Source organism: Ponticaulis sp. (genome assembly GCF_029210165.1).
GTDB lineage: Bacteria > Pseudomonadota > Alphaproteobacteria > Caulobacterales > Hyphomonadaceae > Ponticaulis.
In genome coordinates, this window is record NZ_JARGNT010000001.1 from 831,420 (window position 1) to 850,617 (window position 19,198).

Annotated in this window: 18 protein-coding genes; 4 read left to right on the plus strand and 14 right to left on the minus strand. The window is 55.5% G+C overall.

The window, feature by feature from the left end; genetic code table 11:
• The 3 genes from P1U45_RS04140 to P1U45_RS04150 are packed head-to-tail and all read right to left on the minus strand — an operon-like array spanning position 1 to position 3,555.
• Entirely contained in the window at positions 1-504 is a 504-nt protein-coding gene (locus P1U45_RS04140) for a hypothetical protein (RefSeq protein ID WP_301057628.1), read from the minus strand.
• A complete protein-coding gene (gene leuS, locus P1U45_RS04145) occupies positions 504-3,095 on the minus strand; it encodes a leucine--tRNA ligase (RefSeq protein WP_301057629.1) in 2,592 nt (863 codons plus the stop codon). The genes P1U45_RS04140 and leuS overlap by 1 nt, the downstream gene beginning before the upstream one ends.
• Before the next feature lie 34 nt (positions 3,096-3,129).
• Positions 3,130-3,555 (minus strand): DUF3576 domain-containing protein, encoded by a 426-nt coding sequence (locus tag P1U45_RS04150; protein WP_293609203.1) that lies wholly within the window; start codon positions 3,553-3,555, stop codon positions 3,130-3,132.
• 110 nt (positions 3,556-3,665) lie between these two features.
• On the opposite strand from P1U45_RS04150, the gene P1U45_RS04155 reads away from it, so the two are divergent.
• Both P1U45_RS04155 and P1U45_RS04160 read left to right on the plus strand, forming a co-directional pair.
• Entirely contained in the window at positions 3,666-4,847 is a 1,182-nt protein-coding gene (locus P1U45_RS04155) for a porin (RefSeq protein ID WP_301057631.1), read from the plus strand.
• Between the two features lie 61 nt (positions 4,848-4,908).
• Positions 4,909-5,346 (plus strand): NtrZ family periplasmic regulatory protein, encoded by a 438-nt coding sequence (locus P1U45_RS04160; protein WP_301057633.1) that lies wholly within the window; start codon positions 4,909-4,911, stop codon positions 5,344-5,346.
• A gap of 9 nt (positions 5,347-5,355) precedes the next feature.
• On the opposite strand, the gene P1U45_RS04165 is transcribed toward P1U45_RS04160, so the two are convergent.
• From P1U45_RS04165 to rpsO, 4 genes are all read right to left on the minus strand, one after another.
• Entirely contained in the window at positions 5,356-6,105 is a 750-nt protein-coding gene (locus tag P1U45_RS04165) for a uridine kinase (protein WP_301057635.1), read from the minus strand.
• Complete coding sequence (locus tag P1U45_RS04170; RefSeq protein WP_293609199.1) at positions 6,086-7,015, minus strand: CAP domain-containing protein; 930 nt, start codon at positions 7,013-7,015, stop codon at positions 6,086-6,088. The genes P1U45_RS04165 and P1U45_RS04170 overlap by 20 nt, the downstream gene beginning before the upstream one ends.
• Positions 7,016-7,039: 24 nt before the next feature.
• The gene (gene pnp / locus P1U45_RS04175) at positions 7,040-9,163 is read right to left on the minus strand and encodes a polyribonucleotide nucleotidyltransferase (protein WP_301057636.1); all 2,124 of its coding nucleotides are present in this window, start codon (positions 9,161-9,163) and stop codon (positions 7,040-7,042) included.
• A 70-nt stretch (positions 9,164-9,233) separates the two neighbouring features.
• Complete coding sequence (gene rpsO / locus P1U45_RS04180) at positions 9,234-9,503, minus strand: 30S ribosomal protein S15 (RefSeq protein WP_301057637.1); 270 nt, start codon at positions 9,501-9,503, stop codon at positions 9,234-9,236.
• 294 nt (positions 9,504-9,797) lie between these two features.
• Between rpsO and P1U45_RS04185 the strand changes: the two genes are divergently transcribed.
• Positions 9,798-11,588 (plus strand): ATP-binding protein, encoded by a 1,791-nt coding sequence (locus P1U45_RS04185; RefSeq protein ID WP_301057639.1) that lies wholly within the window; start codon positions 9,798-9,800, stop codon positions 11,586-11,588.
• A gap of 274 nt (positions 11,589-11,862) precedes the next feature.
• Entirely contained in the window at positions 11,863-12,033 is a 171-nt protein-coding gene (locus P1U45_RS04190) for a hypothetical protein (protein ID WP_301057641.1), read from the plus strand.
• Positions 12,034-12,159: 126 nt separating this feature from the next.
• Here P1U45_RS04190 and truB read toward each other — a convergent pair whose 3' ends face one another.
• From truB to infB, 7 genes are all read right to left on the minus strand, one after another.
• Positions 12,160-13,113 carry a tRNA pseudouridine(55) synthase TruB gene (gene truB / locus P1U45_RS04195; RefSeq protein ID WP_301057643.1) on the minus strand — a complete coding sequence of 318 codons (954 nt, stop codon included), beginning with the start codon at positions 13,111-13,113 and terminating at the stop codon, positions 12,160-12,162.
• A gap of 114 nt (positions 13,114-13,227) precedes the next feature.
• The gene (locus P1U45_RS04200; RefSeq protein ID WP_301057645.1) at positions 13,228-13,617 is read right to left on the minus strand and encodes a hypothetical protein; all 390 of its coding nucleotides are present in this window, start codon (positions 13,615-13,617) and stop codon (positions 13,228-13,230) included.
• A 12-nt stretch (positions 13,618-13,629) separates the two neighbouring features.
• Positions 13,630-14,682 carry a glycerophosphodiester phosphodiesterase family protein gene (locus tag P1U45_RS04205; RefSeq protein WP_301057647.1) on the minus strand — a complete coding sequence of 351 codons (1,053 nt, stop codon included), beginning with the start codon at positions 14,680-14,682 and terminating at the stop codon, positions 13,630-13,632.
• Between the two features lies 1 nt (position 14,683).
• Positions 14,684-15,097, minus strand: a complete 414-nt coding sequence (gene rbfA, locus P1U45_RS04210; RefSeq protein ID WP_301057649.1) for a 30S ribosome-binding factor RbfA — start codon at positions 15,095-15,097, stop codon at positions 14,684-14,686.
• 44 nt (positions 15,098-15,141) lie between these two features.
• Positions 15,142-15,816 carry an SOS response-associated peptidase gene (locus tag P1U45_RS04215; RefSeq protein WP_301057650.1) on the minus strand — a complete coding sequence of 225 codons (675 nt, stop codon included), beginning with the start codon at positions 15,814-15,816 and terminating at the stop codon, positions 15,142-15,144.
• A gap of 54 nt (positions 15,817-15,870) precedes the next feature.
• A complete protein-coding gene (locus tag P1U45_RS04220; RefSeq protein WP_301057651.1) occupies positions 15,871-16,482 on the minus strand; it encodes a YcxB family protein in 612 nt (203 codons plus the stop codon).
• Positions 16,483-16,554: 72 nt separating this feature from the next.
• A complete protein-coding gene (gene infB, locus P1U45_RS04225; protein ID WP_301057652.1) occupies positions 16,555-19,164 on the minus strand; it encodes a translation initiation factor IF-2 in 2,610 nt (869 codons plus the stop codon).
• Positions 19,165-19,198 lie beyond the last annotated feature (34 nt).

Consider the following 19,198-nt stretch of genomic DNA (forward strand, 5'->3'; position numbering starts at 1 on the left):
TTAGTTGCTGCCCGCGGGCTGGCGATAGGCGCTTTCATCCTGCGCGTGGAGCTGAAGCTGTTCTGCGATCAGATTGGCAGCTTCCATGGCGGCGCGCGCGGACATATCGCGGCGGACTGCAATGTCGTCATAGGCCAGATCACCCGGCGCTGAACTAACCGAGCTGTTCACAACACCAGACAGAATACCGCGCGGCGTTTCGAGGCGATATTGAGCCTCGCCCTGCACGTTGACACGCGCAGACTGACCGGCCGCCAGAATGGCGAAATCGTTCACATCTTCTTCGTAAGCAATTGTCAGCGCACCGCTTTCAACACCCGGAAGACCCGGGCGCAGAAGCATGAGCAGCTCGCGGCGCAGAATATGCCCCGAATAGCCGTCAATCTGGGCAATCTGGATAGAGCCCTGCGCACCATCAGACTGGGTAGAATAGACCGGCGAGAACCCGCAAGCCGAAAGGCCAAGAGCAGACGCTGCTAGGAAAAGGCTGGTCAGTTTCTTCATCATCCCACCACAATGTTTACGATGCGTCCCGGTACTACAATCACTTTTCGTACCGTTTTGCCAGACGTATAGGCCGTTACCTGCTCGTTTGAGAGGGCGATTGCCTCAATGTCATCCTTGGATGCATCAGCCGCCACCTGAATTTCAGCACGCTTTTTGCCATTCACCTGAACAGGCATGGAAATTGTGTCATCCTTGAGGAGGCTGCCCTCAACAACCGGCCATGTGCCCGCAGATACGAGACCTGTGCCGCCAATGCGCGCCCAGCATTCTTCTGCAAGGTGCGGCATGAACGGCACCAGCGCATGAGCGAGGAAACCGGCCGCTTCGACACGCGCAGCCAGGACCGCAGGTGTCGCCTCAAGGCTTTCAGCCTTGCGAAGCGCGTTCACCCATTCATGCACGGTCGCAATCGCAGAGTTAAAGCGGAAGCTTTCAATCGCGTCTTCAATCGCCTGAAGTGCACGGTGCGAGGTTTTACGGATTTCAGTCGCAGCGTCATCCATGTCTGGCAGGGCGACGCCATAAGCAGGCGCGTCTTCCGGAAGCTCGTCAACAACGGCCCAGACTTTCTGCGCAAAACGCCAGGAGCCCTCAACACCGGACTGCGTCCATTCAACGTCGCGCTCTGGCGGAGAGTCAGACAGAACAAACCAGCGGGCAACGTCTGCGCCGAAATCAGAGATGATCTCGGTCGGGTCGACGGTGTTCTTCTTCGACTTGGACATTTTCTCAATCGGGCCAACCGCAACAGGCTTGCCTGTCGTGATTTCGATGAGCGCAGTGTCCTTCTGCTCGATCTCTTCCGGCGAAAGCCATTTGTCATCAGCAGATTTGTAAGTTTCGTGCGTCACCATGCCTTGCGTGAAGAGCGACGCAAACGGTTCGCCGCTTTGCAGAGGCAGCAGATCGCAGTCACGCATCGCACGCATGAAGAAGCGCGAATAAAGAAGGTGGAGAACCGCGTGCTCTACACCGCCAATATACTGGTCGACCGGCAGCCAGTAGGCCGCAAGATCGGCATCAACCGGCTTGTCATCAGATGGCGCTGCAAAACGTGCAAAATACCATGATGAGTCGGCAAACGTATCGAGCGTGTCCGTCTCACGAAGCGCTTCACCGCCACAGACCGGGCAGTTTGTGTGCTTCCATGTCGGGTGACGTTCCAGCGGGTTACCGGGCACGTCAAAGGTCACATCGTCTGGCAGGCGCACTGGAAGCTGATCGTCCGGCACAGGGTTTGTGCCGCACTTTTCACACTTCACGACAGGGATCGGGCAGCCCCAATAGCGCTGACGGGAAACGCCCCAGTCGCGCAGACGGTATGTGGTGGCGCCCTCACCCAGCTTCAGCTCTTCCAGCTTTTCGATTGCCGCGTTGATCGCATCTTTCGTGGACAGGCCGTTCAGGAAGTCTGAGTTATAGATCGTGCCCGGGCCGGTATAAGCCTCGGTGTCGATAGCATGTGTTTCGGCATCCGCATCTGGCGGCAGAACCACCGGATTGACCGGAAGACCGTATTTGCGCGCAAAATCGAGGTCGCGCTGATCTCCCGCAGGCGAACCGAACACCGCGCCAGAGCCGTAAGTCGACAGAACGAAGTTTGCTGCGAAAACCGGAATTTCCCAGTCAGGGTCGAACGGGTGACGCACCTTGATACCCAGATCAATACCGAGCTTAGGCGCTTTCTCGATCGCTTCTTCAGACGTACCGAGCTTTGCGCACTCTTTCTGGAAGGCGGCAATTTCTGGATTGTCAGCCGCCAGTGCTTTGGTGATCGCATGATCTGGCGCAATCGCAAGGAAGCTTGCGCCGTAGAGCGTATCCGGACGGGTGGTGAAGACTTCAATCGCTTCGCCATGCGTCGCAGCCGCATCGCCGACGATTGGCCAGCGAATGGTCGCGCCGCGTGACTTGCCTATCCAGTTTGCCTGCATGAGGCGCACTTTTTCAGGCCAGTTCTCCAGCTTGAGAACTTCGTCCAGCAGATCGTCTGCATATTCGGTGATTTTGAAGAACCATTGTTCCAACTCGCGGGTTTCAACTTCCGCGCCGGACCGCCAGCCCTTGCCGTCAACAACCTGCTCGTTCGCCAGAACCGTCATATCGACAGGGTCCCAGTTCACTTTGGACGTTTTGCGATAGACGAGCCCCTTTTGCATCATCGCAATGAAGATGCGCTGCTGCTGGGCATAGTATTCAGGGTCACAGGTCGCAAACTCGCGCGACCAGTCGAGCGACAGACCCAGCAGTTCAAACTGCTGTTTCATCGCTGCGATATTGTCATAGGTCCAACCCTTAGGGTGGACACCGCGCTGCATAGCAGCGTTCTCAGCCGGCATACCAAACGCATCCCACCCCATAGGGTGAAGTACGTTGAACCCTTTCAGCATTTTATAGCGGGCTACAACATCGCCCATGGCGTAGTTGCGCACGTGACCCATGTGGAGACGCCCCGAAGGATACGGAAACATCTCAAGCACAAAGGACTTTGGCCGGTCGTCCGGCTCGCCTGCTTCAAAAATACGGGCTTCAGACCACGCAGCGCGCCATTTGGGCTCCGTGGTCCGATGATTATAGCGAGACGCCATGAGGCGCCCTCCTTCCGGATCTGAGTTTTAAAACTTAGCTGAAATCGCCGACGCGCAGTTCACGTGCGCGGGTCAGGATCGCATTTTCGAGCTGAATTTCTGTGTCCGGGCTGACAGCTGCGTCTTCCCATCCAGTTGCGCCGCGAACCTGACGGAACGCAGACACATTCACACCGTCAGCGCGAAGGCGTGTATCAAGGATATAAACAGTCAGCTTGAAACGCTCGTCAGGCGCTTCCGGCGTAGAATACCAGTCAGTGATGATCACGCCGCCCTGTGGGTCAGCGCTTGCCAGCGGCATGAAATCAACCGTGTCGAGCGTTGCACGCCAGAGAAATGCGTTTACACCAACGATAGTCGCCTGCGTATCTGCCTCTGACTCACGGCTGGAGGAGCTACATCCGGCAACCGTCAGTGCGCATGCCCCAAGAACAGCTGCTAAAGCTCTAAATTTACTCATGATCACTCCCGGCATTCACGCCAAACTGTGTCTTCAAAACGTTTTCCGCTTCGGTGTATAGCATGCACATCGTAAGCTGAAAGTCCCGATCAGCAATCAACAGGTCGAAAATGCGTATCTTCTTTTTAATGTTCCTCGCAGGTATGCCGCTGGCAAGCGCCGCGGTCGCAGAAACTGAGTATGATTTCGACACGGATCTGACCCTTGTGGCGTCCATTCTTTCAGACGAAAGCCAGGGTGTTGAGACCGAAGGCCTGTTGGGGGAATTATCCTTTGGCGGCTCTGCCAGTCAGGTTCTGGAGAACGGGGTTGAGGTCAGCGGAAACTTTGCATTCCGGCTGCAGTCAGATCACCCGAACCGCGCAGGCTTTTCAGGGAATATAATAGAGTGTCCACCTGCATTTGCAGGCTGTCCGAGCCTCAACGGACAAGGCGTTCGCGGCGCGTTTTCTCGTATCTCGACGCTGTCTTTCACCGATGAAGCCGGGCCACGCGGCAGTCTTGAACGCGCCTATATCGAAATAGATGGCGGCTGGGGCGCGCTGGGCATTGGCATAGACGAAGGCGTGGGCGCTCGCTTTTACGAAGGCGGCCCGACCGTCTTCACGCTTGCGCGCGATCATGACCCGATCCTTGATCCGACGGGCATAAACGGTGTGCGCGTTCGCAATGATATCTCCTCCATCGGCGCGAAGGTCAGCTATGTCACTCCGCGCATTCTGGGGCTGCGCGCTGGTCTCTCCTATACCCCGGATGCAGGCACACGCGGTCTGGACCTCGATACAGACAGACGCGCACCCGGCCTGATCGAACCCGAACTTGATGACGTGATTGAAGTCGGCCTGCAGTTTTCCCGCCTGTTGCGTAGCGCAGACCTTCGCGTCCGCAGCTCGCTGACCTGGTCGCAAGCCAACAGCGCCTCGTCTTTTTATAGCGATACATCGACCACCAGCTTCGGTCTGGAATTCGAACGCCGCGATGTTTTCCGCGTCGGCTTTAGCCTTTTATCCTCGGACAATGGCGGTTTTGGTGACTATTCGGCCGTCAGCGCAGGCGGTGAATGGTATGTCGATGGCTGGGCGATTGGTGTAAACGGCGTTCGCGCCGAAGACGACACGATAGGCTTTACCTCGCAATCTGTGACTGTTGGCGCCTCTCACGAGATCAACGACATGATCGATTTCACCATCGGCTATCGCGATAGCGAGACCGACTTCGACCTCGTTAACTTTTCTGCACAGAATTCAGCCACTCACAGTGGAGTGTTGCTCGAAGTCCGCATTCAAAAATAATTCAAGATTCATATGGTAGGCTGACCTTTCAATTAACCTGAAAGTCGGCATAAATATCATTATGAAAACGCATATGCTCATCTGTGCAGGGATTACCCTGATATTCTGTGGCTCCGCCGCAGCACAGAACGCGTCTGCAATTTCACCTGACGAGTCCAGCTATCTCACACCGAACAGCTGGACACGTAACTTCACCCTGTCCGACACGACACCTAGCCCGAGCGATCCGGTCCCGAGCGTTACGCTTCAGGAACGGTCTCAGGATTTCCAGATTATTGGAACCAGCCGCTGGGCCATGAACCTCAACGTCACCACACGTTCGGAAGATTCTCCGCTGCCACGCGAAGAATACCGTGCAGGCGCGACCTATCAGTTCACGCCGCGCTTCAGCTTTGGTGGTTCTGTGAGCGTTGGTGCTAACGAGCTGGACGACGTGTCCCGCTGGCAGGAACAGGAAGTTGAAGCAGGCGTTCGTCTCGAAACGACCTTCCGCTTCTAAGCTTTTCCCTTAATCCGTATCATCCGGATAACGCGAGAAATCGTCTGACTTGACGATTCCGTGGTCTTCCAGCCAGTTGCGAACCGGCGCAAGCATACGCATGACCGCATGGCGGGTCGGCCGCGATGTTGTAAACGCCGGCAGCCCCTCATCTGCAATCACCAGATCAGCGATATATTTGTGAGGGCCGGTCACGCGGTGATGGGTCGGGCGCACAAAATTCAGATACTGGGAAATCACGCGGTCCACACTACGGCCACGCCCGCCCTGATCTTCGGGCGCGGTGTCACGCAGGATACGGCGCGCAAGGCGCAGATCATCCGGCGTATCGACATAGACTTTAAGGTCAAAAAGCTCAGCAATCGCCGGATCAGACAGAACGTGGATACCTTCAACAATCGTTACGCGCTTCGGAACGACAGTCTCGAACTCACCCTTTTTGCGGTCATGCGCGGCAAAGTCATACACCGGCTGGTCGATGGTTTCGCCGCGCTTCAAAGCTGCGATATCGCGATACATCATCGCCATGTCTTTGGAGCTGACATCGTCGAAGTTGATCGTCGCTTCGACTTCTGCGGCCGGCATGCCGACAATGCCGTTCTCTTCGCGGGTCTTGTAGTAATTATCCTCGCCCAGCACGACGCACAGCTCATCGCCGAGAACGCAGGCGATAGCTTCAGAAAGTGTGGATTTACCGGAACCCGATCCGCCAGAGACAGCGATCAGGCAAACAGTCTGTTCAGGGGGCGTGTGTGGCAAGGTCTGACACCGGTCCGTTCAGCATGAGGAAATGTGAGCGGCTTGCCTGCACGAGAACGACAAGACGGACAAGCCCTTCGCCATCAACTTCGGGCACTATGACGCGGTTTGTACGCCCGCGCGCAAGCATCTCGCCATTTTTGCGCTCGAGAATCCAGCCACCGACCGGGCGGCCATTAAGTTCAGTCGGAAGATCAAATGTGAGGCCCGGAAAAATGCGCGACGGCCAGTTTTCATCCAGATAGCCCTCTGCCGAGAGGAACACCTGCACGCCAACATACGTGTTGCCATGGCGGACAATCGCAGCGCCGGCGTGGGAATAATCAGCATTGATCATCACATCGAAGTGACGCGGGCTGAGCTCTAACTGCTCCTGCAACAGGCCCGGATTATAAGTCTCCGGCCAGCCATCGCGGTACCAGGCAAGGTTCTCACCGGCATAACCGAAAATCTCATTCCGGCGGAGGCGGCGCAGACGGTCATCATTGCGAAGACCTTCCAGAGACTGGTGAGAGAAATAGTCTCGCCGCAGCATATCAATGCCATGCAGACGCGCGACTTCGGCGGCGCCCGGATGCCAGGCAACCGGCGGAAGGCCCTGCTCTACGCGAACTTCATTGAGGCGGTGAAACATGACCAGCACATCACCATCCAGCATCTGCATTTCGGGCGCATTCTCGCCAAGGCAGCGGGCCGCATATTGCAAATAGGAGGAGACATCGGTCGGGAGGGTCTGCGTATGCGCACAGCGCTGGGCAGCCGTCGTGTAGGAAATGTCCACCGGAGCAGGCACCAATTCATCAGCCCCGAGGGACCGGTTAGGCATCTGCTCCAGCAGGATAAAAACGCACAGGAATGTTACGCAGAAATTCAGGGCTCCTGAGAGACTATCCCATCGAGAACCAGGCATTCAGAAGCCCCTGTTAAACTGCGATCACTCTTCGGAATCAGAGGCTTTCTCTTTACCGGTTTCCTGATCAACGACCTTCATAGACAGGCGCACTTTGCCACGATCGTCGAAGCCAAGCAACTTGACCCATACAGTATCACCTTCAGAAACAACGTCCTTCGGGTGTTTCACGCGCTCTTCAGCCATCTGGCTGACATGCACGAGACCGTCTTTAGGGCCAAAGAAGTTCACGAAAGCACCGAAGTCTTTGACGGCAACAACCTTGCCTTCATAAACTTCGCCGACTTCCGGTTCAGCAACGATAGAGTGGATCCACTTGCGAGCCGCATCGATGGACGCCTTATCGAGCGCAGACAGGGTAACCTTGCCGTCGTCTTCGATATTGACCTTCGCACCTGTGGTCTCAACGATCTCACGGATGACCTTGCCGCCAGAACCGATAACTTCACGGATCTTGTCGGAAGGAATCTGCATGCTTTCCATTTGTGGCGCGTTTGCAGAGAGTTCACCGCGGCTTTCGCCGAGCGCTTTGTTCATCTCGCCGAGGATGTGCATGCGACCGCCGCTCGCCTGAGCGAGAGCCGTTTTCATGATGTCCTCAGTGATACCAGCGATTTTGATGTCCATCTGCAGAGACGTGATACCTTCAGATGTACCCGCCACTTTGAAGTCCATGTCGCCGAGGTGATCTTCGTCGCCCAGGATGTCAGACAGAACAGCAACGCCGTCTTCGTCTTTGATCAGACCCATAGCGATACCGGAAACCGGACGCTTGATCGGAACACCAGCATCCATGAGCGCCAGAGATGTACCGCAAACAGTCGCCATGGAAGACGAACCGTTAGATTCAGTGATCTCGGAAACAACGCGCAGAACGTAAGGGAATTCGTCCTTAGTAGGCAGAACTGCCTTCGTTGCACGCCATGCCAGCTTACCGTGACCGATTTCACGACGACCTGCACCGCCCATACGACCTGTCTCGCCGACAGAATATGGTGGGAAGTTGTAGTGCAGCATGAACGATTCTTTGTAGAGACCGTCCAGACCGTCAATCATCTGCTCGTCGTCAGCTGTACCGAGTGTCGCCACACAGATCGCCTGAGTTTCACCGCGGGTGAACAGGGCAGAACCGTGTGTACGTGGCAGAATGCCAACTTCGGAAACAATCGGGCGAACCTGATCAAGGGCACGGCCGTCAATACGAACGCCGGTCTTGATGATGTCGCCACGAACGACTTTCGCTTCAGCTTTCTTGAACACGTCTTTGAAGATGAGAGCATCCATGCCCTCTTTCTCTTCAGTCGCAACCAGAGCTTCAGCCGCTTTTGCGCGTGCTTCGCCGACAGCTGCCTGACGTTCAGCCTTATCCTTGATCTTGTAAGCAGCAGAGAGGTCTGCGCCAACGAGGTCCTGAACCTGCTTCAGTTCTGCAGAGCGATCTTCCGGCTCATAGTCCCAAGGCTCTTTCGCAGCGCGTTCGCCAAGGTCGATGATGAGGTCGATAACTTCCTGAATCGCTTTGTGGCCCGCCATAACAGCGCCCAGCATAATGTCTTCGGAAAGTTCTTTCGCTTGTGACTCAACCATCATGACTGCGTCCTGAGTACCCGCAACGCAGAGGTCGAGGTCGCTCTCAGGAAGTGCCTGAATAGTCGGGTTGATGATGTACTCACCGTCTTTATAGCCAACGCGGCAACCGCCGATCGGACCCATGAACGGTACACCTGAAATGGTGAGCGCCGCAGATGCAGCAACCATAGCAACCATGTCAGGATCGTTTTCACCGTCATAAGACAGTGCAGTCAGAACGACTTGAACTTCGTTTTTGAAGCCATCAACGAAAAGTGGACGTATCGGACGGTCAATGAGACGTGATGTCAGCGTTTCTTTTTCGGTCGGACGACCTTCGCGCTTGAAGAAACCGCCTGGTATGCGGCCAGCAGCGTAGTATTTTTCCTGGTAGTTTACGGTCAGCGGGAAAAAGTCCTGACCTGGTTTAGCCTCTTTTTGGGCTACGACAGTCGCGAGAACCGTTGTCTCGCCATAGGTTGCCAGCACGGCACCGTCGGCCTGACGCGCTACGCGTCCAGTCTCCAGTACAAGCGGACGACCCGCCCATTCTGTCGACACTACATGTTTATCGAACATATATCTCTCTTTTCATACAAAAACCCGCCAGTAGCCGGATTGCCGCTGGCGGGTATTTTCTCGGTTTGCCTTAGCGGCGGAGACCGAGCTCTCCAATGAGCGCCTGATAACGCTCTCCATCACGGGACTTTACATAGTCCAGCAGCTTCCGGCGTGTTGCGACCATTTTCAGGAGGCCACGACGGGAGTGATTGTCTTTTTTGTTGTCTTTGAAGTGCTCTGTGAGGTTTGTAATGCGCTCTGTGAGGATCGCAACCTGGACTTCAGGTGAACCTGTGTCACCTTCTGAACGAGCAAATTTCTTGACCAGCTCTTGTTTCTTTTCAGCCGTAATCGACATCGCAATACTTTCTTTCTTCGCCCGCTTTTGGGGAGGGCGTGAGTTATAGCCATATTGGCATTGGAAACAGGTCGCTTGCCTCAGTTCAGCGCATGCCGAGATGTCGTCCAGCAGGGCTAAGTGGGACACAGGTCGACCCGTGGCGCGCTTATGACAGAAAATGCCCTTAAAGGAAAGACCTGTTGGGCCGTGGCGCGCGCCCCTGCGCATTACCTTCGAATTATTTTTTCCGGTTAATCCGCGGTTAAGGTCTCAATAGCTTCCGTTAACCGATTTGGCCGTAACTTTCACGCCATGCTCAAGATTTCCCGCCGCGCTCTGCGCTTCTATTTTATCGGTATCGCGCTGATCGCTCTGATGACGACGGCCGGTCATATGCTGATCACCCGCGTTGTGGGTGACCAGCAAGCCTATGCGTCCGTCATCAATCTGTCGGGTCGCCAACGCATGCTGTCTCAGCGGATCGCACTCAATGCGCAAGGCCTGCTGCTGACGAATACGCAACGCGATTATGACGCTCTGAGCCAGTCTCTCGATGAATTCGAGTCCGCACACGCAGCCCTGATGACCGGATCACCTCATCCGCGCCTCACATGGAATGCACCGGTTAACGCATCTACAGAGGCGATCTATCGCGGCGAAACCAATCTTGATGAGCAGGTGCAGACGTATATCCGTCAGGGACGCATGATGCTGGCCGACGAGACACGCTCGCAAAGCGTTGCTGATGCGCTGCGCGATCAAAGCGCGGGCGAGCTGATCGATGGCCTTGAGCTTGCCGTCAGCGAATATCAGAGAGAAGCGGAAATTGCGAGCGACCGCGCTATTCAGATTGGCGCTGTCCTCTGGATCGCGACCCTCGTCATGCTCGTCATAGAATGGGTGTTCATCTTCAAGCCGCAGAATGACCGGCTATATCGTCTGATCAGAATGCTTGTGAGGCAAAAGCGCCGTATTGGTCAGGCTCGAGAACGATTTCTGCTCGCGGCGACATCCGTTCGCTTCGGCGTCTGGGACAGACCAGACACGTCTAAAACCCGAATAGAGTTCACAGAGTCATTTCTGCGCGCGATGAGCATTCGAAATGCCTCCGATATCGAGCAAAGCTGTGATGGATTTTTAGATCTCGTCCACCCGGACCATAAGGAAGACACTCGCAATTGCCTGTTCTCCGACGCAGCCTATCGGAAAAAGGATGCGACTATGGTGCATCTTCTTCGGATCGGGCCAGATGAATATCGATGGTTCCAGACCAAGCTCCGCAATCTGGACTATGACAAGAACGGTGTTCCGCGCCGCCAGGTCGCCTGTATCTTTGATATCCACCGACAAAAACTCGCGGAACAGATCAAGAGCGAATTCGTCTCGACGATGAACCACGAGCTGCGTACCCCGCTCACCTCGATCAAAGGCTCACTTCAGCTCTTATCCTCTGGCAAGCTGATGGAGCTAAACCCGTCAGCGGGTCATCTGGTCGGCATGGCGATGACGAACACCGAGCGGCTATCTGCGCTTGTTGAAGGTATTCTCGATCTTGAGCGCCTCGATGCAGGCCGTATGCCTGCGGCGCCGGAAACCCTTGCGCTGAAAGAGGTGCTCGGCCAATGCGTCCAGAATGCCGAAGGCTATGCCAGCGTCCATGGAATTGAGATTGTCAGGGGCTGCTGCGCGGGCGCAGACGCGCTCATACATGTAGACCCGGCACATCTGGCCCGCGTCATGGACAATCTTCTGTCAAACGCCATCAAGTTTTCCGGTGACTCTAAGCAGATCACCGTCTCCTGCGAAGCCAATGATGATCATGTCTCCTTCAGTGTCGCCGATCAGGGCATTGGTATTGATCCGGAATTCCGCGAGCGGATGTTCGACCGCTTTACGCAATTTGACGGCAGCTCCACCCGCGCCCAACAAGGCTCGGGCCTCGGGCTGGCCATTGCTCGGGAGCTGGTAAACCGTATGTACGGCGAGGTGAGCTGCACATCTGTTCCAGGTGAAGGCTCTACATTCACAGTCACCCTGCCCCGCGCGCATGCCGTCACGAGCGCAAAGATCATTGAGCTGGCTTCGCAGCACACGGCAGCCTGACCCGGATCGCGCGGAACGGATCAGCATCGCCTCATAGCGCAATTCCAGCGTGAAAATGTTGCGACATAATCTAAAAAAGTTTTGCGCCCTCACGCCCTCGCATCAGTCGAGGGCGTTTTTTTGTTCTAAAAATCAAGGCGAAAGTGCGAGATTCAGGGTTTTCTGAATTATTTGGATAGGTATGTTGACAAACTTACACACCTTGCATATATTGATCTCAACAAAGGAACACAAACGGCGCCTCCCCAGACGCCGAAACAGAAAGGAGCTTATTATGAAAAAGCTTGTTTATCGTGGTTACGAAGTTCGCGCTGCTAACGACAATGCAGCTTCGAAAAAAGACGCAAAACTCTTCTATCGCGGCGCACCAGTCGCAGCAAAAGCAGACGCGCCTGCACACAAGAACACCGCACGCCTCATCTATCGCGGCAATGCCGCTGCATAATTAGAAAAATTAGAGGCGAACCTGGACTGCCCCCCAATCTTTCCAGGTTTTCTAAAGGGCTGCCCGTCCCCAATTTCCCGGCAGCCCTTTTTTCTTGCCTGCCGTTTCCCTCGACAGCACGTCAGGTCAGATCTGGAACACGCGAAACGGCTTGAAAAAGCCCGCGCGGATTTCACCAAGCGCCAGCGCCGTACCGTCAGCCATGGCGAGCGCGACCCGATCATCAGAATCTTCACCCTGTAGTTCGGCCCGTAGCGTCTGGAACTTGCTCATTTCATGCGGCAGCAGGCGGAACTCATTGCCATTGCGCAGCTTCATCTCTCCCTCAGAAGAAATCTCGATCGACGGAATGTCATCCAGCGCAGCCTCGATTGGGACGAGCAGGCGCCTGCGGGTTTCAAGATCGCTGACGGCCTCGAGAAGTTCCGGCGTATTACCTTCAGAGATTTCAAAATTACCGACGCGGGTGCGTTTCAAAGCGTAGACATGCCCTTCAAGGTCCAGCTTTGCTGCAAGGTCGCGCACGAGCGAGCGAATGTAAAAGCCCTTGCCGCAAGTGACATGGATGATCGCCTCATCGCGGGTGGAGGCCTCATCAAGGCGCGCTTCATACAGCGTCACCTGACGTGATTGCAGCTCAACCTCTTCACCGTCGCGTGCGAGATCATAGGCACGCTCGCCATTCACCTTGATGGCGGAGAATTTTGGCGGAACTTGCTCGATATCACCTACAAAAGTTGCGAGCGCCGCCGCAATATCTTCCATGCTGGCGCGCGCGCCTGATTGCGCCACCACATCGCCTTCGCGGTCCTGCGTGGTCGTGGATGAGCCCCATGCAATCGTAAACGTGTAGTCTTTGTCTGCATCCATGGCGTAGGCAGACGTTTTGGTCGCCTCACCAAACGCAATCGGAAGCACACCGTCAGCCAGCGGGTCCAGCGTGCCGCCATGACCGGCTTTCTGGGCATTGAACAAGCGCTTTACGAGGCCAACGGCCTGCGTCGATGTCATCTCCACCGGCTTGTTGAAATTGAGCCAGCCATGAACCGGATCGCCCTTACGGTTTTTCTTGCGTGCCAAAACACATACCTCTCAGATCACCGCCGGATCGGACGGCGTATGATCACTGCAGACCTGAACAGGAACGGGATGTTCCATTTTAGAATTTGGTGATTGGGGCGCTTGTCTAGCCCGTCAGTTATGGGGCGTAAACCCGAAATCCGGCGCTTCTTTTACATAGAGGTGGCTGTGGCTATCGACCATTCGGCCATCATATCCCGATAGCATGCGGCAGACAGGTGCCTCTCCGAACAGCTGCGGCTCTGTATAGGTGAAGGCCACACAGCCGAGAAACACTTCGCAGGCGATTGCGCAGTCCATAGGCGTCTCAACCGCCCATTCCTCATTTCCATCCCGCAGTACCGTGACCTCTTCCAGATCCGATACATTCACGCCGGCATTCCAGCTGAAATTCTCGATCCGACGCGCAGGCTGATAGTCCTCGCCATCAGGCGAGACAGATTGCGCTGCGGCTGGCAGGGCGAAGAGTGCACCAAGGCAGAAAAGAGCGATCCGAAATGTCATCAGAAACGATCTTTAGTCTGATGCCCATTCATCTGCAACGGCGCGGCCTGTATCCGGAAAATCAGTGAAGAATCCCGTCACGCCTGCATCGAGGATGGCGCGGATTTCGTCTTCAATGGTTTCAAAGCCGGGCGCGATATCATCGTCGCGGAACGTCCATGCGTGTACCTCAAGACCAAGGTCGCGTGCGCGCTGCGCATAACCGGTTGGCTCCTGCGTGCGATAGTCCAGAACAAGCGTTTTGAACGGACCGACGCCATCTGCGTATTCAGCAATGTCTTCCAGCTGATAGCTCGGTGCGCCGTCCATCGCATAGCCTTCAGGATAAACAAGCTGAACAAGCGGAATGTTGTCGAAGGCGTGCCTGTCATTCAGGTCGCGCAGAATACCGTCCTCGAAAGACTGCACGTAGATGGGCAGGTCGCAGTTATAATCTTTCAACGCAGTCAGCAGCGCGGTTTCCAGCGCTCCGGCCATATCGAGACCGCGCGTCGCATGGTGTTCAGGCCATTTCGTTTCTGGATAGACACCGAACGCTGCATAGCTTCCCTGATTGATGTCCGCACTATCGTATGGGCGGCAACTACGCATAGCGAGCGCCAAAACGCGATCAAACCGAGGTATTGGCAGAATGTCATTATGCGTATGGTCGCGGCCCGCGCGGACCTGCCGGGTGCGTAGTGTGCTCAGCTCTTCATAGGTAAAATCCCAGACGAACCAGTCTGTAAGCTCAGTGCCGTCCGGACCGGTGACCGTGGTGCGGCGGTCTGCAAATTCAGGATGATCGGCAATATCTGTCGAGTCTGACAGCCATGGATCATGGCGCGCCACAAGCACGCCGTCAGAGGTCATGACCAGATCGGGCTCGATAAAGTCGGCCCCCATATCAATGGCAAGCTGATAGGCGTCCAGCGTATGTTCAGGCAGATAGCCGCTCGCCCCGCGATGGGCGATCACCGTGATATCGCTGCGATCAACAACCGTTTCAGCGACCGGCGAAGGCGTTGCTGAGCAAGACGCCAGAATGCCTGCCAGTCCGACAGAAACGATTGAAAGATTGCGCATTTTACTCTTCTTCGCCGTCTTCAAAGCCTTCGCGTTCGGCGACTTTGTCGAGCAGTTTGTCCATCGCAGACGCTTCGTCATAGCTCTCATCGGCAAGGAAGCGTAGCTGCGGGGTGAACTTCATATCGATATTGCGACCGAGCTTGCCACGAATGAAGGCGGACGCGCGGTTCAGCGCCTCAGCAACGGCTTTAACGTCATTGCTGCCAACCAGCGGCGAGCAGAAAACCGTTGCGTGCTTCAGGTCCGGAGAGGTCCGTACCTCGCCAACGGTCACAGACACGCCCTGAAGCGCCGGGTCGCGAAATTCCTCGCGCGCGAGAATATCGACAAGCGCGTGGCGCACGAGTTCTCCGGCACGGAGCTGGCGCTGGGATGGCCCCATCGGGCCGGTAGATTTGTGTTTCTTATTCATGCGGCCTCTCTAACAGAGAAATAAGGCGATGTGCAGACAGAAGATCACACTTCTTCGATGAGTTCCGGCCCCTGATTGCGGACATTCCCAACCTTCGGGTCGACCACCCAGGCATGCATCTCATCAGTCGGGTATGGCTCGAACAGATCGTCCATCTTGCGATAATCACCATCAATCCAGCGCGCATAATTGTCCGGATGAATTATCACCGGCATGCGCGTGTGAATGCCCGCCATCAGATCATTCGGCTGGGTTGTGAGAATGGTGAAGGTATTCAGCTCGGATCCATCAATATGTGCGCAGTCCCAAAGCCCGCCAAAGCAGAACCAGCGACGGTTGCGTAACCCGATCGCAAAGGGGATTTTAGAATTGCCCTGACGCGACCATTCATAAAATCCGCTTACCGGAATGAGGCAGCGCTTATGACGGAACGCGCCGCGATAGCTCGCCGCTTCATGCGCGGTTTCCACGCGTGCATTAAAGGTCGAAAACTTCTTCTCAGACAGAGGCTTATTCCACCAACTGGGCACCAGCCCCCAAAGGGACGGAAACATCTCCATCTCATGCGTGTCGAGATTTCGACGCACGACCGGGCTGATCGTCATAGGCGCGATATTGTATTTGGCTTCTGGTGGATCGACGTTCTCAGGCGGAATAATGTCAAGGCTGTCGCGATATTCTTCCCAGCTCACACCATGTCTGAAAAATCTGCCGCACATAGACTCGCCTCCTGTCAGGGCGCGAGTGTAGCGGGGATCGGAAGAAAGAACAGATCAGGCAGCCATATCTGTGGCGTCGCCGGACGCGCGGTCACGATATTCCTGAAGCACAGCGATTGCGGTTTTACGATCTTTGCGCTGCTCGAACCAATTCGCCGGAATGAGCACGTCGTCGCCATCCATCACGTGAACACGAATGAAGTTCCTGTCGGCGGTAATGTCGCTAATCCCATCCCACGAGATACGGGTTCGGATATGGCCTCGCGTCCAGAAAATACCGGCCTCATCGACTTCAACATCGGTATGTTTGCCGACCTCGGATGTACGCCCATAGCTATGGCGATACGACCAGCGCATGAAAATGAGATACCATGTGATGCCGGCCATGGCCGCAACGAGGCTGGCGCTCAGAAGCGTCCAGTAGGGATCAACGCCTGCACGCTCCAGCGAAGCAGACACAATAGTCGACATGCCGGCCGCAATCGCAGGCGCGGTGACACCCGCATAATAAACAGATGTCGGCCCGACACGTCCGGAACGAACCCGGCGCGCAAGCTTCTTCATTTGTTTCTGGGATACGGTCCCGCCAACCCGTAAAGTTGGCAGCTCAGATGCGTTCAAAGCGTCGGCATCTGCGAGATCAGACTGAATCAGGGTTGCGGTCATACCTTACAGGTTAACCGCAACACCTGTTTCTGTAGTAATTCAAAAGCGTGAAATTTCACGCTTCTGCAAATTTTATACGTTCACTTCGAGTTCGCGCTCGATCATTTCGACCTGGAAGCACTCGATAAGGTCGCCAACGCGCATGTCTTCATAACGCTCGAACGCCATACCGCACTCAATGCCTTCTTTGACTTCAGGCACTTCGTCTTTGAAGCGCTTGAGCGTGGAGAGCATGCCTTCGTGGATGACCACGTCGTCACGCAGAAGACGCACACCGCAACCACGTTTCACAACGCCTTCGGTTACGCGGCAACCAGCAACCTTGCCGACCTTGGAAATGTTGAACACTTCGAGGATCTGCGCGTAGCCGATGAATGTTTCGCGTTTTTCCGGAGCAAGCATGCCGGAAAGCGTGTCGCGGACATCGTTGATCAGGTCGTAGATCACTGAGTAATAGCGAATTTCTACGCCTTCTTTCTCAGCAAGCTCACGCGCCTGTTTGTTCGCACGAGTGTTGAACGCGATGATCGGCGCGCCGGAAGACTGAGCAAGAAGCACGTCGCTTTCGGAAATACCGCCCACAGCGCCATAGATGACACGTGCACGAACTTCTTCGTTCGACATTTTCTCGACGGCCTGCGTGATCGCCTCAACAGAACCCTGCACATCGCCTTTGACAACGAGTGGCGCTTCCTGAGTTTCAGCCGAACCGTCTTTGAGGCGGTTGAGCATCTGCTCGAGGGAGGCTTTCGCTGTAGATGTACCGCGAGCCTGTTTCTTCATGCGGATACGATAGTCGGTAATTTCACGAGCACGCGCTTCAGAATCGACCACAACAAACGGATCGCCCGGATCCGGCGCACCGTCGAGGCCAAGAACCTCTGCCGGAACCGTCGGACCAGCTGATTTCAGCTGTTGGCCGCGTTCGTTAGTAAGCGCACGGACTTTACCCCATTGCGAGCCGGCAACGACAATGTCACCGCGTTGCAGTGTACCGCGTTTGACGAGGACAGTTGCGACAGGACCACGGCCCTTATCAAGCTGGCTCTCGACGACAACGCCGTCAGCGTCACGGTCAGGGTTAGCCTGAAGCTCGAGGATTTCCGCCTGAAGCGTGATCGCCTCAGTCAGTTCATCCAGACCCATTTTCTCTTTCGCAGAGACTTCGATCGCCTGAACTTCACCGCCCATAGCTTCGACCTGAATGTCGTACTGAAGAAGCTCTGTGAGAACTTTCTGCGCTTCGGCATCCGGCTTATCGATCTTGTTGACCGCGATGATGATTGGCACGCCGGCCGCTTTCGCATGGCTGATCGCTTCAATCGTCTGAGGCATCACACCGTCATCGGCTGCAACAACGATAATACAAATGTCTGTAATATCGGCGCCGCGAGCACGCATGGCAGAGAACGCCGCGTGGCCCGGAGTATCGAGGAAGGTAATTTTGTCGCCGGATTTCAGCTGAACCTGATACGCACCGATATGCTGAGTGATACCACCCGCCTCGCCAGCGACCACGTCAGTTGAACGAAGCGCATCGAGAAGAGACGTCTTACCATGGTCGACGTGGCCCATAATGGTCACGACCGGTGGACGGCCTTTCAGATCAGCTTCGTCATCGTCCGGTCCTTCAAGACCGATCTCAACGTCCGCTTCGGATACACGTTTCACAGTATGGCCGAACTCTTCAACGATGAGTTCTGCGGTATCGGCGTCGAGCACGTCATTCGCGCGCATCATCTCGCCCTGCTTCATCATGTACTTCACGACGTCCGCAACACGCTCTTTCATGCGGTTTGCGAGGTCTGAAAGCGTGATGGTTTCTGGTACGATAACTTCGCGAGCAGATTTCTCGGACTTGTCGCTGCCACCCATACGGCGTTCGCGTTCGCGCTCACGGGCACGGCGAACAGACGCAAGTGAACGTTGACGATCCTCGTCACCATCAAGCGCAGCTGCGATAGTCAGCTTGCCCTGGCGGCGCTTAGGTTCGCCACGCGTCTGACGCGCAGGTTTAGCCGGTTCGATTTTCGGCTTCTTGCTCTTAATGCGACCACCAAGCTCGCCGAGTGCACCAGCACCAGAAACTTCCTTAGGTGGTTCAGGGCGACGTGGACCTTCTTTCGGCGCACGTGCTTCGACAGGCTCTTCAGCTTTTGCCGGTGGCTTCTTGGTCTTGTTGGTTTTCGCTTCCTGAGCAGCAATCGCAGCGGCTTCTTCAGCCTGTTTGCGTGCTTCTTCTTCAGCCTTCTTACGGGCTTCAGCTTCTTCACGCTCCTGCTCTTCGCGCTGGAGACGGTCCTGCTCTTCTTTCAGGCGGCGTTGCGCATCCTGTTTCACAGCATCTTCAGCCTGACGCTTCTGTACGTCTTCTTCGCGCTTTTTCAGCGCGGCCTGACGTGCACGCAGCTCGGCTTCGGTAATACCAAGTTTCTTGGCAAGCTCGGCAGCTTTCGACGGACCAGCGGGTTTGGCCTTTGTCGGTGAGCTCGCATCAGCACCAGATTTCGTTGCCTTGGTCGGAGCCGCAGAAATACGCTTCTTCTTTTTCTGCACGACGACCTGTTTGGAACGCCCATGTGAGAAGCTCTGCTTGACTACGCCCGTGTCTTTCCCACGCCCGAGGGAAAGCTGCTTACGGCCACCATCTGAATCTGACTTTGTTTTATCTGTATCGCTCATCGACCACCAAATCTAAATACATACTCGCTTCGCA